The sequence below is a fragment of the Bradyrhizobium viridifuturi genome, from assembly GCF_001238275.1.
In the GTDB taxonomy this organism is placed as follows: domain Bacteria; phylum Pseudomonadota; class Alphaproteobacteria; order Rhizobiales; family Xanthobacteraceae; genus Bradyrhizobium; species Bradyrhizobium viridifuturi.
Genome location: NZ_LGTB01000068.1, coordinates 1 through 13,931, shown reverse-complemented (window position 1 = coordinate 13,931; position 13,931 = coordinate 1). Strand labels below are relative to the sequence as shown.

The following is a 13,931-nucleotide window of genomic DNA, read 5'->3' as shown; positions in this document are numbered from 1 at the left end:
GCCGCCGAAGCGAGATCTTCCCTGCTTAAGCAGAGGCCGCGTTGACAACGGCAGTCGCGATGGTGCTAATCGCACTGGACAGCGCAGAGCCGATACCGGTCGTGGCGTCTGTTCCGAATGCCGCAGCAACCGCGGCGACGATGCAAGCGGCCACGATCACGTATTCGAACGACACGACGCCGTCCTTGTCCGTGCGCAGACGCAGCAACGTTTCCCTAGCCTTGATGTAATGCAACATGAAGATAACCTCCTCTACCTTGCCGACATCGCAATCCGGTTGACGACTGTTGGCAGAAAGAGTCTGCCAACGCCGTCGATGTTCGGATCAGGCCGAGACCGCATTGGTGACGTTGGTGGTGATCGTGCTGATCGCGGAGCTCAGCGCCGAGCCGATGCCGGACCCGGTGCCGGTTCCGAATGCCGCGGCGACGGCAGCGACGACGCAAGCGGCCACGATCACGTACTCGAACGACACAACGCCGTCCTTGTCCGAGGCGAGACGCTTGAAGGCTTCGGTGGTCTGGATAAACAGATTCAACATAGGAAAATATCCCTTTTACGATGAATTTACACAATACGTTGGCGGGCAAAATCCAATGCCAACTAGGATTTTCTTATAATGCGTCGCGAGAAAGCTGTCACTTGGTAATCGTTTATTAACCCTACTGGCGTAGCCGGCCGACATACTCGTCGGCAGGGACGACGCAGAGGCAGCGGCGGGAAACCCCTTAAATTATAGGAATTTCCGCATTTCGTGACATTTCCGTCCGACCGCCCCGTGCGAATACGGTCCGGCTAGCGCGACCGCTCATTCGGCCCCCAGAACCGACCGCAACACCCGGTAATTTGCGGTCCCGACCAGCCAATAAGGGCCTGCCAGGCGGTCATGGAGTATCGAGCTACTTCGGCGATGGCGCATTGTCGCTCTGCTGTCGCCGAACGTGGACGACGGCCACGTCATCGGCGTAGACCCGCTGCCACTCCGGCAGCCGATCGAGCAGTCCGACCGCAGGAGTCGACGGCGCCAGCAGCGTCGCGTCGATCTTGAATTCATCGAGCATCCTGACGAAATCCGGCAGGTCATAGAGCGAGATGGCATTCACGTAGCGATCGAGAAAGCCCGATCCGTACAGTTCGGCCCGTGAATCAATGAATACCGGAATGTCCTGGAACATCAGGTATCCGCAGAAGAAGTAGGCATTGAGGACGCGACTTGCGCCTTGCTCCTTCAGCTTCTCAACCGCGGCACGCGGCACGAGTGGTGGCGAGAGGTCCTTGACCGCGATCATCACGCCGCTGGCGATGACGAGAGCGGCAATCGCTGCGATCATCGTCGAGCGCGCCGGGGCGACCACTTTGCGGTCGTGCCGCAGCTGGGGCCACGACAGGTGCTGCGCCAACGGACCCGCAATGAAGAACGGTGCAACCAGTGCAAAAACATCGACATACCGCACGTGGACGAGCATCTGATAGACCACCGCCAGGAGCATCGCGATCCTGATCGGTGGGAGCTTGAGCCCGCTGTAAAGCAGGTAGGCGAGGCCCGCTATCAGGCATGGCGTGACAGCATTGAAAGAGCTGAAGTCGATGGGCTGCCATTCGCTGATATGGGCGAGCGCGCCTCCCAGGTGCAAAATGCGCCCGATCACCAGCATCGATTCCGGCCCATACGGGGTGATGCAAGCCGCCCCAAGCGCCAGGACCCCAAAGCGAATCCATTGGACTGCAATCCTGACGCGGTCCGATCGATCCGACATCCAGAGCGCCTCCACGGCGAACGGCCCAATCAGCGCCAAAGCCAGCGTGAAGCTCCGTGAAGGTTGGCCCAAAGCGTGACGAGTGGGAGATAGACCAGCGAAGGCGCCCGTCGCTCGTCGCTGGCACTGACCAGAGCGTCAGCCCATATCACCATCAGGGGAAAGACCAGGACATGCGGGCGGGTGAACACGTGGAACGACGTCATGACGATCGCAGCCGACGCTAGGATCGCTGCCGGTATGTTCGGCAGTCTCTTCAGCAGCAGGAGCGCAAGCAGGTAGTACGCGGCCGACGCCGATAGCGCCGCCAGCATCACGGGTCCCGTCCATCCGGTCAGCTTGTAGGCAACGAAAAAAAGGACTTCCGATAGCCACTCGCTGGTGATCCAGGGTGCACCGCGCATCGTGAAGGAGAACATATCGGCGTGAGGCACGGCACGATGATCGACGATCCACTGGCCGACCATGATGTGCCAGTAGATGTCGGCATCCTTCAGCAGGAAGGTGCCCCTGGCGACGATCGTGAGATAGGCAGTCGCAGCGAGCAACAGCGGCAACCAGGGCCGAAGGTAATCGCTGCGCCCAGAATTCACGCTCGGCCCCGTCTCGTGGCTCACTTGAAGTGAGTTACCGCCTGACTGCATGCTTTACGTCCCTCACCGCCGATCATCGTCGACTCGGACCGGTGGGTGCAACCCAGCAGTCCCCAGAAATCGCTTTCTTCAAAAACAAGTCGCAGCGTCGCCTCCGAGCCGGCCACACCCCTCCGGGTTGGATTGTCGCCATTGCGTGACCGCGAGAGGCGGCTTGCTCGCGTCGGCCGGTGCCGCCGGCAATCTGCTGCGTTCTTCGTCGAGGAGCTGCGCATGGAGCTTCTGGATCTGGACGTTTCGCTCGAGCAGGGACATCGTCCTTGCCTGAACCTGGTCTGCCAGCGCCTTGCGCAGCGCGTTCTCCCGATCGAGCAGTTCAGGAAACGGCAGCAGCGGCCGGACGAGGTCGGTCGCCTTGATCACGCATGACGTCCGCGCCACGGCCTGGGCGATCTGATCCGGAAACGCGCTGCGGCATTCCGCGAGCGCGCCGCTCAGGTTGACGGTTTCCGTGGCCGTCGTCGTTGCGGGCGCGGTTGCCGTGTCCGGCGTCGGCTCCGTTGCGCTCGCCGTTGCCGGATCCGCCTCCCCTTCGACAGCTTGGCGGGCCGCCCCGCAACAGGACAGCAGAATGCAGAGCGAGAGCACCACCAGGCATCTGGCGCGCATTGGCCAAGTCCCGCCGCCCCGCTCCTCGACAGTGCCTCGCGTTTGCGCGTCGCTCACTGCAAGCCTGCGAGCGCGAGCCGAGCCACAAGCGCAACATGATGGCTGCGCCATTGGCGCCTGCTGCTGTTGATGGTGCTCCAAACCGAGCGATCCGAAGCTCGTATCGGCAAAAAATCGTATCTGCAAAAAAGTGGTATCTCGAAATATCGCATCGGCGCGAAACAGCGTCGGTACACTGCAACCATTTTAGATGTAGTTTCATTGGCGGCGCAATGATCACCTTCCGGGACGGCGGCAATGCTCGGCAATGCAATTGCGCTGCACCATTGCCCGGCGCCATGCCGGCGCGCGTACGGCAGTATTCTTGCTCAGCAATGACCGCCATGGCCGCATGGCGACTTTCGGTCCGGCACCTTATCAATGGGCGCACGATCAGGTTGGCACCGCTATGAAAATCGGCCCGCGTCGCTCCGGCCCGCGATCAGATCAGCACCTGCCGGATGACAGAGTCGCATCGGCGATGTTGAAACTTTCCGCTTCATCCTCGCGGGTTCCATGTTCTAGGATTGGTCATTTCAATGAGGGCGCTCCCCCACCCGGCGCTCGAGGAATTTTAGAACCAAAGCGTAGCAACTGATCCGGGGCCTCATGGGGACTTGAGATGACCGATCGTATTGCACTCTTCATCGACGGTGCGAATCTGCACACCACCGTCAAGAGTCTCGGCTTCGAAGTCGACTTCCGGCGCCTGCTCGCGGAGTTCGGTAAGCATGGACAGATCGTCCGTGCATATTTCTACACGGTCGTGAGGGACGACGACGAGTTCAGCAGCCTGCGGCCGCTGGTCGATTGGCTCGACTACAACGGCTATGCGGTCAGGAGAAAGGCGGCCAAGCAGCACGACGACGGCGACGGACGGCGGCGCATGAAGCGCAGTATCGGTATCGAGCTCGCGGTTGACGCGTTGGAAATCGCGCACCGCATCGACCATGCCTTCCTGTTCTCTGGCGATGGCGACCTGCGCGCCGTTGTCGAAGCCGTCCGGCGGATGGGCGTACGCGTCACCGTCGTTTCCAGCATTCGAACGAAGCCCCCGATGATCGCCGATGAGCTGCGCAGGCACGCCGACGTATTCGTCGAGCTCGAGAGCCTCAGGCCATCGATCGAGCGTCCAGCGCACCCGATCGCGCCGGAGTGACGATGCCCCTTCCAACGTCCGGTCGAGATTGACCGGCAGCGGGCACGCAGCCGGGCCCGTACATCACCGAGTTGCGCTGGCCGGGCCGAGGCCCCTATGATTCCAACCAACGCAACGGCGGAAGGAAAAACCAATGTGGAGGTCGGTCGGCTGCGTCTTGCTGTTGCTGGTGACGACAGGCGCAGCGATAGCTCAGCCTTCAAAGTTCAGCTGTGACACGCCGCGAGGCAAACGGGTTGAGGTGGGTACGTCCGGCAAGGCCGGCGACGTGCAGTGGATCGAGGACGATCTGGATGCGGTCCGGCCGTCGGTGGTGATCGACGGCGAAACCTTCTCGGTCACCTGGGGGACCTCCGTGGCGACGGAAGGCAAGGCAGCCAAGCTCACCACCTACGTCTTTGCGGCTGCCCACCGCACCGCTGCATCGATCTTCGCGACCCGCGTGGACGAGTCCACGGCCGAAATCTTCCGGTTCTATTTTGCCAGCAAATCGCTCTACAAACTGACGAGCCAATTGGCCGGGCCCTCCCCGGATGCCAAGGCCGCGCCCCTGGTTGCGACCTACCTGGCGATCTGTCGTGAGCAGTAGGCGGCAGCCAGGCGCACGTTAAGACAACCTTAACTGACCTTTCCGGTTCCGATCGCCGGTGTTGCCGGCGGGCACCATCCCCGATGGCCAAGGAACAGAAGCCAAAGCATTGGATTTTAATAAAAATCTCAATTTCTCCGGCCGCCGACGCACTATTGCCCCGCCCCTACTTAGAGCCGCTGTGTGGCGGAAATGTCATAGGTTACGGAACCATCCGCTGTTAGCCTTCGCCAGATTCTTACGTAATATTTTTGTGAGTAGGGGCGGAGATTATGAGATCGGCATACACGGTAATTGCGTGCCTCTGCCTGGCGGCAACGTCAGCGCGTGCCGAGGTTTTTTCCATTAACGATGCGTTGCGCCAGGCAATGCTGACGAATCCCGGCGTGGGCGAAGCTCCGCGAATCGGCGAGCGACGGAAAGCGAACTGAGACAGACGCAGAGCACGCTGCTGCCGCAGGTGCGCATCGACGCAAGCTACGGACCGGAAAAATTCGATCAATCGCAGGGCTTCATCAGCCCGAACATTCAGTCGGCACCGACGGTGGGTTCAGGCCCGTGGCGCAATGGCAGCCAGGAATCGGTGGTCGTGCGCCAGCTGCTATGGGACGGCTTCTCGTCGATCTATGACGTTTGGCGTCAGACCGCGCGGGTGAATGCCGCGGCCTCCCGCGTCAAGGAACGAACCGAACTGCTGGCCCTCGACGCCGCCGAAGGCTACATGGACGTCGTTCGCTACATGCGGCTGGTGAGCCTCGCCCAGCAGAACGTCGCCAATCACGAAAAGATCTTCTCAAACGTGAACTCCCGCTTCTCCGGCGGCCGGGCCGGCGAAGGCGACCTCGAGCAGGCGCGGGAGCGCGTCGAGGCCGCCCGTGCGGCGCTCGCCGAATTCCAGCGCAGCCTCGATGACGCGCGGGCGAAGTACCGCAAGACGGTCGGCCTCGAGCCAGTCAATGTTCGCTTCCCCGCCCCACTCGCGGGATTGCCGCACAGCCGTGACGAGGCGCTGGCGACCACGCTGCGCTTCAATTCGACGATTGCGGCGGCCCAGTCCGACGCCGATGCAGCCAAGCATGCGTTCAAGGCGACCGATGGCTCGTTTGGCCCGAAATTCTATCTCGAGGGACGCGCGACCCACTACGACAACTCGTTCCCGTACGTGGCGGCCACCGGCACCCCCGCCATTACGCATGAGGACTATAGCGGCAAGGTGGTGATGTCCTGGGACATCTTCCGCGGCGGCCAGGACGCCTGGAACAGGTCGGAGAAGGCTGAGCGCTATACCGAAGCCACCATGCGCCACGCGCGCTTGCAGCGCGACGCCTATGAATCGATCGACAAGGCATGGAATGCCCGTACGATTACGGCCACGCGCATCGCGGCCCTGACCCGGCAGCTCGAAGCCGACCGCAAGACCATCTCGGCCTTCCAGAAGGAGTACGAGCTCGGTCAACGTTCGCTGATCGATCTCTTGAACGCGCAGAACCAGTTCTTCAACGCATCGGTCTCGCTCACCTCGGCTCGCAGCGTCGTCGTTTTCGCCGACTACCAGCTGCTCGCCGCGATGGGGACCCTGATCGAGTATCTGAAAGCTCCGCCGCCGGTCGACGCGGCGCCCACCGACATGCTGTCGATTGGCCTGCCGCGCTATTCGTTCCCCACCCTTCGCGTGAACCTGCCGCAAACGGGCTCCGAGCCGCTGCATGTCGCTGCTCCGGCTCCCGTCGCCTCGGTCCGGCCCGCCAAGGGCTACAAGGGGGGCTATGCGGCAGCCCAGCCGGCGAAGGATGTCGGGTTTGCTGACCGGTTCAGCGGTTCGACCACGACCGCTTCGGTGCCCGGCTCCTCGGAATGGATGCAGCAGCAAAAGAGCGCTGCAGACGGCCCGAACGTCATTTACGCGGATCCGTCGGTCACGGCGAATGCGAGTTCCTATGCGTCGACGAAGCCCCACTGGCTCCTGTCGGCCTTCCCGAGTTCCGCTCAATAGAGGCGGCGAGCCGACATCAGGACTTCCGAAAGGGCCCCAAACGGGGCCCTTTCGATTCCCGTATTAATACTTAAAGCAAGTTTCGCTGATTTTGTTCGCCATTTGTTGTAGCGTGCCCGAAATCATCGAATGTGATTTCTGCATTTCCATTTTGGTTGTCGAGGTTTCAGTTGTTGTTTCGAACCCCCAGCGCGGCGGCTGACGCCGTTCGCCCTTCGCCGGATGACTCAACCTCGAAGCCTCCCGCGCCAAGTCGGCCGCGTGCATTGGGCGACGATCCCCTCACCGCATCGCTGACTTTTCTCGCGGCGCATCACGGCCGCGCCGTCAGCCGCGAAGCGCTGCTCGGCGGCCTTCCGATCACGGACGGACGGCTGTCCGTCTCGCTCTACGATCGCGCGGCAAGGCGCGCGGGTCTGGAGACCGAGGCGATCAAGCGCGACATTTCGAACATTCCCGCGCTGGTGTTGCCGGCCGTCCTGATCATGAAGAACGGCTCTGCGCTCATCCTGCTCGGCACGGACGCCGCGGGTAAGACGATCAAGATCGTCGATCCGGCCACGCCGAATGCCCCGCGCCTCGCCGACATCGCTTCGCTTGCCGCGGACTATACCGGCTACGCATTCCTGGTGCGAAGCGCCGCGCAGGCCGACGCACGCACCGTCGCCGCGGGAGACATTCCCAAGAACCACTGGTTCTGGTCGGTGGTGAAGACGCACTGGCGCAGCTACGGACACATTGCGATCGCCGCCTTCCTGACCAACATCCTCGCGCTGGCGACGCCGCTGTTCACGATGAGCGTCTACGACCGCGTCATCCCCAACGGGGCGATCCCCTCCCTGATCGCGCTGTCGATCGGCATGGGGCTCGGCATCGTCTTCGATTTCATCTTCCGGATGGTCCGCAGTCGCATGATCGACGTGACCGGCAAGACCATCGACGTCGTGCTCGCCGCCAACATCTTCGAACACGTGATGTCGGTGAAGATGGCGCAGCGTCCGACCTCCGTCGGCATCATCGCCAACCAGCTCCGCGACTTCGATTCGGTGCGCGAATTCTTCACTTCCGGAAGCGTGGTTTCGGCGACGGACCTGCTGTTCGCGATCCTGTTCGTCGGCGTGCTGTTCATTATCGCCGGGCCGCTGGCCTGGATCCCGCTGGTCATGCTCCCGCTGGTGATGCTGATCGGCTTCCTGCTGCAGCGCCCGCTCGATCGCGCGATGAAGCGGCTGCAGGCCGAATCCGCCGCCCGGCACGGCGTGCTCGTCGAGTCACTGTCCAGCCTCGAGACCGTCCGCGCGACCGGCGCCGAAGCGCGGATGCAGACCCTGTGGGAACGCTCGGTCGCGGCGACCGCCCGATCCGGCGAGGACGTTCACTTCTGGTCGTCGATGTCGCTGACCAGCGCGAGCACTGCCCAGCAGATCACGAGTCTGCTCCTCGTCATCGTCGGCATTTTCCTGATCCTCGACGGCAAGCTGAGCGTTGGCGCGCTGGTCGCCTCAAACATGCTCGCCGGCCGCATCCTGGCGCCGATCGCCGGCATCGCCTCCGTGATCACCAAGGGAACGCAGACGCTGTCGGCGCTCAAGGCCATCGACCGCATCATGTCGATCGAGCGGGAACGCTCGCCGACCCGGTCCTATGTCGCAAGGCGGATCGACGACGGCAAGATCGCCTTCGAGAACGTGTCGTTCGCCTACCCCAACGCGCCGGGCAACGCGCTCGAAAAAGTCAGCTTCAAGATCGAGGGCGGAGAAAAGGTCGGCATCATCGGCCGGGTAGGATCAGGCAAGACCACGGTCGGCCGCTTGCTGCTCGGATTCTACGAGCCGAAGGAAGGCCGCATCCTGGTCGACGGCGTCGATTCGCGGCAATACGACCCTTCGGACCTGCGCGCCGGCATCGGCTTTGCGATGCAGGACACCGACCTGTTCTACGGCAAGCTGCGCGACAACATCGCCCTCGGCAAGCCGGAGGCGACCGACGAGGAGATCCTGCTTGCCGCGCGGCTCTCCGGCGTCGAGAGCTTCATCGCCGGCCATCCGATGGGCTATGACATGCCGATCTCGGAAGGCGGCCGCAGCCTGTCGGGCGGCCAGAAGCAGGCGATCGGACTGGCGCGCGTCCTGATCCGCAAGCCGCGTGTGCTGTTCCTCGACGAGCCGACCGCGCACTTCGACATTCGCAGCGAGCAGGAATTCCTCGAGCGGCTCAAGGGGCTGCGCGACGACCGCATGACCATCATCATTTCGACCCATCGTCTGTCATTGCTGAACATGGTCGATCGCCTGCTGCTGTTCGACAACGGCCGCCTGGTGGCCGACGGCCCGCGCGACAAGGTGCTCGCCCTGCTCCAGGGCAAGCCCGCATCCGCGGCGCCTGCGCCCGAGAATACGATCCAGCCGAAATCTGCATAACGAGCGAATATTATGGCGTCTTCCGATTTTGCCTTTGCAAACGACATCCGCTCCGCGGCGCTGCTGCGCACGCCCCGCACCTCCCGCATGCTGTTGTGGACGTCCTGCGCGCTGCTGGCGACGTTTGTGGTCTGGGCGCATTTCGCCGTGCTCGACGAAGTCAAGCGCGGCAGCGGCCGCGTCGTGCCGTCGCGGCAGATGCAGGTGGTGCAATCGCTCGAAGGCGGCATCGTCGGCGACATCCTGGTGCGCGAAGGCGACATCGTTCAGCAGGGCCAGTCGCTGATGCGCATCGACGATACCAAATTCGCCTCCGAGTTCGGCGAGATCCGCGAGCGCCGCGCGGCGATGGCGGCGCGGGTGGCGCGCCTCGACGCCGAGGCGCGCGGACGCAGCGAGATCACCTTCCCGGACGATCTCGACAAGATCATTCCCGCCGCCGTCGCGACCGAGACCAGCGTGTTCAAGATGCGCGGGCAGAAGGTCGCGCAGGACATCGACGTCCTCAACCAGCAGGTCACCCGCCTCACCGGCTCGCTGAAGCTGCTGGAACGCGAGCAGACCCTGACGCGCAAGCTGTATGATCAGAAGGTGGTGCCCGAGATCGAGATGCTGCGGCTCGACCGGCAGGCCACCGAAATGAAGGGACAACTGGCCGAGGCGCAGTCGAAGATCGCCAACATCACCGCGTCGTTCCGTTCGCAGGCCGACGAGGATCTGGCCAAATCGCGTGCCGACCTCGCCGTGCTCGACGAGAACATCAAGTCCGCCCAGGACCGGGTGCGCCGTACCGATCTGAAGGCGCCGGTCCACGGCATCGTCAATAAATTGAACATCAGCACCATCGGTGCCGTCGTGCAGCCCGGCGCCAACCTCATGGACATCGTGCCGCTGGACGACACGCTGCTGGTCGAAGGCCGGATCCGTCCGCAGGACATCGCCTTCATCCGTCCGGACCAGGATGCGGTGGTGAAGATCAGCGCCTATGATTCCTCGGTCTATGGATCGCTCAAGGGCAAGGTCGAACGCATCAGCGCCGACACGATCGTCGACGACAAGGCGGAGAAGACCGAGCGTCAGGAAACCTTCTATCGGGTGATGGTGCGCACCGATAAGAACCACCTCGGCACCGAGCAGCATCCGCTGCCGATCATTCCGGGCATGGTGACCACGGTCGAAGTCCTGACCGGAGAGAAATCGGTGCTGGACTACATCGTGAAGCCCGCCCGCCTGCTGCGTGACGAGGCCCTGCGCGAGCGCTGATCCGGCCCACGGTATCAGTGGTTAACCGATCATGACTTCAGGTCGTTCAATTTCGAACGAACCGGCAAACCCTGGATTGACCGCCTTCTCGACAATCCAGTCGGCGCGTCCCTCCACTTAACCCGCCTTAAGCGGCCAAGGCGCCAGTCTGCGTCCCGATAACAGCGGGGACGCAGATCGACGCACAGACGTTGACGGTCCCCGGCATTGGGGACGTCATATGAAGTCGCTGAAGTTTGCTTCGTCGGCCGTCATGGCCGTGGCTGCATTTTCAATAAGTCTTTGTGGTACGCCGTCCGCGTTTGCCGCGGACGAGTTCTCTTTCGGCGCTCCCACCGGCGAGCTTGCGCCGGCTTCGGATGCCGCGTCGAACCGCCCGCCGGCCACCTTCTTCACCATCACCGACGTCCTCGCCAAGCTCGATCGGCAGCGCGGCCGTGGACCGAACGCCATCCGCACCGCCGCGCTGACGCCGACCAATACGGCGACCGATGCAATGCCGGCAGCAAAGCCGCTGCCGCCCGAAGGCACCGAGCCGTTCGGCCTGTTCACCTTTCGCGCGCCGGAGAACGGCCTGTGGCGCAAATGGCGTGGTCTTGAAGCCGATCTCGCCAGGGAGCACACCGTCCTCGAGCAGTGCCGCGAGAATGCGGCGGGCTGTCCGCCCAACGCCGCGCAATTCCTGCGCCTGATCGGCGCGGTCAAGGCCAAATCCGGTCGCGACCGGCTCGATGAGGCCAACCGTGCCGTCAACCAGGCGATCCGCTATGTGAACGACTTCGCCCAGTTCGGCGAGGCCGACCGCTGGACGGCGCCGCTCGCCACCTTTGCCACCGGCAAGGGCGATTGCGAAGACTACGCGATCGCGAAGTACATCGCGCTCAGCGAAGCCGGCTTCCCGCGCGAGGAGCTACGCCTGGTGCTGGGCCGCGATCGCGCCATCCGGCAGGATCATGCCGTGCTGGCGGCGCGGCTGGATGGCCATTGGCTGATCCTGGACAGCCGCCGCTCCGAGCTGATCGACGACGGCGAACTCGCCAACTTCACGCCGATGTTTGCGATCAACGAACGCGGCGTGCAGCTGTTTGCGGCGCCCTACGCCAAGCGGCTGCCGCTCGGCGACGAGCTCGACGCGGCGCCGGCGGCCGCCAATGCGGCAGAGGCCGAATGGACCGGCGCGGAGCAGCTCGAGGCCGCGGACCCGCTCCCCGGTTTCCTGCCCGTGCTCATGTAGCAGCGCGCAAGCAAAAACAAACCCCGTCGAAAACTCGACGGGGTTTGCAGAATTCGTAGCGCCGATCAGTAGACGTGAACGTTTGTTGCGGCCGGCACGCCGGTGCTGACGTGCGCAAGGTCCACCTTGTCGGTGCCGGTACCGTTGGCCGAATACCACAGTTCTTGTGTTGCGGCGTTGAACACGAACTCCTTCCCGGTACCGCCATTCCAGGTCGCAGCGTTGGTCTCGTCGCCGGTATGGAAGTTGGCCGCGGCAACCGTGGATGCCTGGCCGATCGACAGATTGTCGCCAAGGTTGACGAATATCTGGTCGGACAGCGCGTTGAAGTTGTTGATGGTGTCGTGTCCGCCGCCGCTCAACTGCAGGACGAAGGTGTCGTTGCCGGCGCCGCCGTTCAGGGTGTCGTTGCCGGCACCGCCGTCGAGGTAATTGCCGCCGGCGGCGAGGCCGGTCAGGGTATCGTTGCCGCTGCCGCCGAGAATGCCCTCGATGCTGCTGTAGGTATCACCCTGGGCGCTACCACCGGTACCGGTACCGGTCTGCAGGTTGACCGTGACGCCCGTCGTATCGTCCCGATAGTCGACGATGTCCGTGCCGCCGCCGCCAGCCACCGTATCGGTGTGCGAGCTCGTTGCGATGACATCGGCGGTCGCGCCGCCCGTCAGCGTGAAGTTACCGCTGGAGTCGCCGGCGACGACATGGATGCCCAGCGTCGACGACGTCGTGTGATCGCCGTCGCCATCGGTCGCCACGATCCCGAACGAGAGGTTCTGGTCGGACGGCAGAACCGTCTGCGAGATGTCCGCCGCGGTCAAGCGAATGGACTCGCCCGGGGTGCTTCCCGTGACCTGAAGGGAATTGAACGAGATCGTTGGATCAATCAGCAGGTGCCCGGTCGCATCCACCGACGCGAACCCGGATTGGCTCGTGCCATGGACCGTGTCGGTCGCAGTCCAGAATACCGAATCCCCGACATTGGCGGAATTGACGGTGAAGTTCACGGAGTCCACGAACTGCGGATTCGAGTTCGGCGAGTCATTCGTCCCGATTCCCGTTCCTGGAACGTGGAACTCCATGTTGAACGTTTCATTGAAATTCAGGAAGTTGTTCCCGACGCCAAAGCCTTGCGTCGAGGAGTTGACGTCGCCTGGCGACGAGAACTCGATGCTGCCATTGGCCAGTTCGACCCACGGAACGTGTCCGCTGGACAGACTGAGCAAGCTGTCCGTGACGACTGTCGCCGCCTGCGGATGCAGCAGGTCGAACGTGTAAGTGCCGTCCTCGAACACCTTCAGATCGAACACCTGGGTCGCGCCGGCAGACCCGATCAGCTCCGTGCCGATCGCGTGACCACTGGCATCGGTCAACGTGACCGTCGAGTAGGCGATGCCCGCAATGGTCGGACCGGTGAGCGTGAACCCGCCGAAACCATCGGCGCCGAAGTTGACGGCGAAGGTACCGTGCACCGAGCCGATGTCGTTCGGCAGCGTCCCGTTGACGAATGCGCCGAGGGTCGGGCCGTCGTCGAGGAAGCTGATGTGTGTGCTGATGTCCGCGGACGAAGTCGCATGATCGCCATCGGAGTCGGTCACCGTAACCGTCGCGCCGACCTTGCCAGCCGCCATCGTGAGAACGTCGTTGGGGTTGGTCGTGTCGTTCTGATGCAGCGACAGGTATTCCGCCACATAGAGCTGACCGGTCGCCGGATCGATGGCGATCGCAAACGCCACCTTGCCGGTCAGGCTGGGGTTGGCGGCATCAGCGCCGACCGTACCGATGATCCGGCCGCTGGCATCCAGGGACAGCGTGATCGCCGTACCATCCGTCAGGGTCAGACCGGACGCAGCATTGAGCACCGACAGGGCATAGACCGTCGTCCCCGCGCCATCCGCACCGTAGCTGCCGCCGGATGCCGTCAGGATGCTTGCGGCCCCCGTGGAAGCGAAGCTGAGCGCACCGTTGTCCAGCACCGCGGACGATACGTCGGTATCGGTGCCCGCGTTCGCGACGGTCGCGAACAGACCGGCAACCGTCGCCGCAGCGCCATTGAACGTAATCGCGGTCGAGCCAAGAACGTCGCTTGCGCCACCGACCGTTTGGACGCCAGGCGTCTCGTCGACGCCCACCGTTGCCGCACTCACCGTCAGCGTCGGCGCCTTCGGACCGTCGTCACCGAACGAGATCTGGTGGCCGACGTCGATCGAGGCCGAAG

Annotated in this window: 12 protein-coding genes and 1 pseudogene; 6 read left to right on the top strand and 7 right to left on the bottom strand. The window is 63.3% G+C overall.

From position 1 onward, the window contains the following. Positions 1 to 25: 25 nt before the first annotated feature. The 5 genes from ALC15_RS38615 to ALC15_RS38600 all read right to left on the bottom strand — a co-directional run bounded on the left by ALC15_RS38615 (position 26) and on the right by ALC15_RS38600 (position 3,019). On the bottom strand, positions 26 to 238 hold the full coding sequence (locus ALC15_RS38615; protein WP_050631800.1) for a hypothetical protein: 213 nt from the start codon (positions 236 to 238) through the stop codon (positions 26 to 28). Positions 239 to 325: 87 nt separating this feature from the next. Further along, positions 326 to 541, bottom strand: coding sequence for a hypothetical protein (locus ALC15_RS38610; RefSeq protein WP_050631799.1), 216 nt, complete (start codon positions 539 to 541; stop codon positions 326 to 328). A gap of 358 nt (positions 542 to 899) precedes the next feature. Beyond that, complete coding sequence (locus tag ALC15_RS46925; RefSeq protein ID WP_244486453.1) at positions 900 to 1,757, bottom strand: hypothetical protein; 858 nt, start codon at positions 1,755 to 1,757, stop codon at positions 900 to 902. A 29-nt stretch (positions 1,758 to 1,786) separates the two neighbouring features. After that, the gene (locus ALC15_RS46920; protein ID WP_244486452.1) at positions 1,787 to 2,350 is read right to left on the bottom strand and encodes a hypothetical protein; all 564 of its coding nucleotides are present in this window, start codon (positions 2,348 to 2,350) and stop codon (positions 1,787 to 1,789) included. A gap of 129 nt (positions 2,351 to 2,479) precedes the next feature. Continuing rightward, positions 2,480 to 3,019 (bottom strand): hypothetical protein, encoded by a 540-nt coding sequence (locus ALC15_RS38600; protein ID WP_050631798.1) that lies wholly within the window; start codon positions 3,017 to 3,019, stop codon positions 2,480 to 2,482. 661 nt (positions 3,020 to 3,680) lie between these two features. On the opposite strand from ALC15_RS38600, the gene ALC15_RS38595 reads away from it, so the two are divergent. The 3 genes and pseudogenes from ALC15_RS38595 to ALC15_RS38585 all read left to right on the top strand — a co-directional run bounded on the left by ALC15_RS38595 (position 3,681) and on the right by ALC15_RS38585 (position 6,799). Beyond that, a complete protein-coding gene (locus ALC15_RS38595) occupies positions 3,681 to 4,217 on the top strand; it encodes a LabA-like NYN domain-containing protein (protein WP_050631797.1) in 537 nt (178 codons plus the stop codon). Between the two features lie 133 nt (positions 4,218 to 4,350). Then, positions 4,351 to 4,806, top strand: a complete 456-nt coding sequence (locus ALC15_RS38590) for a hypothetical protein (protein ID WP_128089721.1) — start codon at positions 4,351 to 4,353, stop codon at positions 4,804 to 4,806. 272 nt (positions 4,807 to 5,078) lie between these two features. Continuing rightward, positions 5,079 to 6,799 (top strand): annotated as a pseudogene (locus tag ALC15_RS38585) (TolC family outer membrane protein). A gap of 63 nt (positions 6,800 to 6,862) precedes the next feature. Here the strand turns inward: ALC15_RS38585 and ALC15_RS38580 are convergent. Then, the gene (locus ALC15_RS38580) at positions 6,863 to 7,066 is read right to left on the bottom strand and encodes a hypothetical protein (protein WP_050631795.1); all 204 of its coding nucleotides are present in this window, start codon (positions 7,064 to 7,066) and stop codon (positions 6,863 to 6,865) included. Between ALC15_RS38580 and ALC15_RS38575 the strand changes: the two genes are divergently transcribed. The 3 genes from ALC15_RS38575 (at position 7,066) to ALC15_RS38565 (ending at position 11,716) form a co-directional block, all read left to right on the top strand. Next, the gene (locus tag ALC15_RS38575; RefSeq protein WP_094194390.1) at positions 7,066 to 9,219 is read left to right on the top strand and encodes a type I secretion system permease/ATPase; all 2,154 of its coding nucleotides are present in this window, start codon (positions 7,066 to 7,068) and stop codon (positions 9,217 to 9,219) included. The two genes, ALC15_RS38580 and ALC15_RS38575, sit on opposite strands and share 1 nt — an antisense overlap. Positions 9,220 to 9,231: 12 nt before the next feature. Next, a complete protein-coding gene (locus tag ALC15_RS38570) occupies positions 9,232 to 10,482 on the top strand; it encodes an HlyD family type I secretion periplasmic adaptor subunit (protein WP_050631794.1) in 1,251 nt (416 codons plus the stop codon). Between the two features lie 220 nt (positions 10,483 to 10,702). Continuing rightward, the gene (locus tag ALC15_RS38565) at positions 10,703 to 11,716 is read left to right on the top strand and encodes a transglutaminase-like cysteine peptidase (RefSeq protein WP_050631793.1); all 1,014 of its coding nucleotides are present in this window, start codon (positions 10,703 to 10,705) and stop codon (positions 11,714 to 11,716) included. A 65-nt stretch (positions 11,717 to 11,781) separates the two neighbouring features. Here the strand turns inward: ALC15_RS38565 and ALC15_RS38560 are convergent, their stop codons facing one another. Continuing rightward, positions 11,782 to 13,860 (bottom strand): DUF5801 repeats-in-toxin domain-containing protein, encoded by a 2,079-nt coding sequence (locus ALC15_RS38560; protein WP_157860984.1) that lies wholly within the window; start codon positions 13,858 to 13,860, stop codon positions 11,782 to 11,784. Between the last annotated feature and the right edge of the window lie 71 nt (positions 13,861 to 13,931).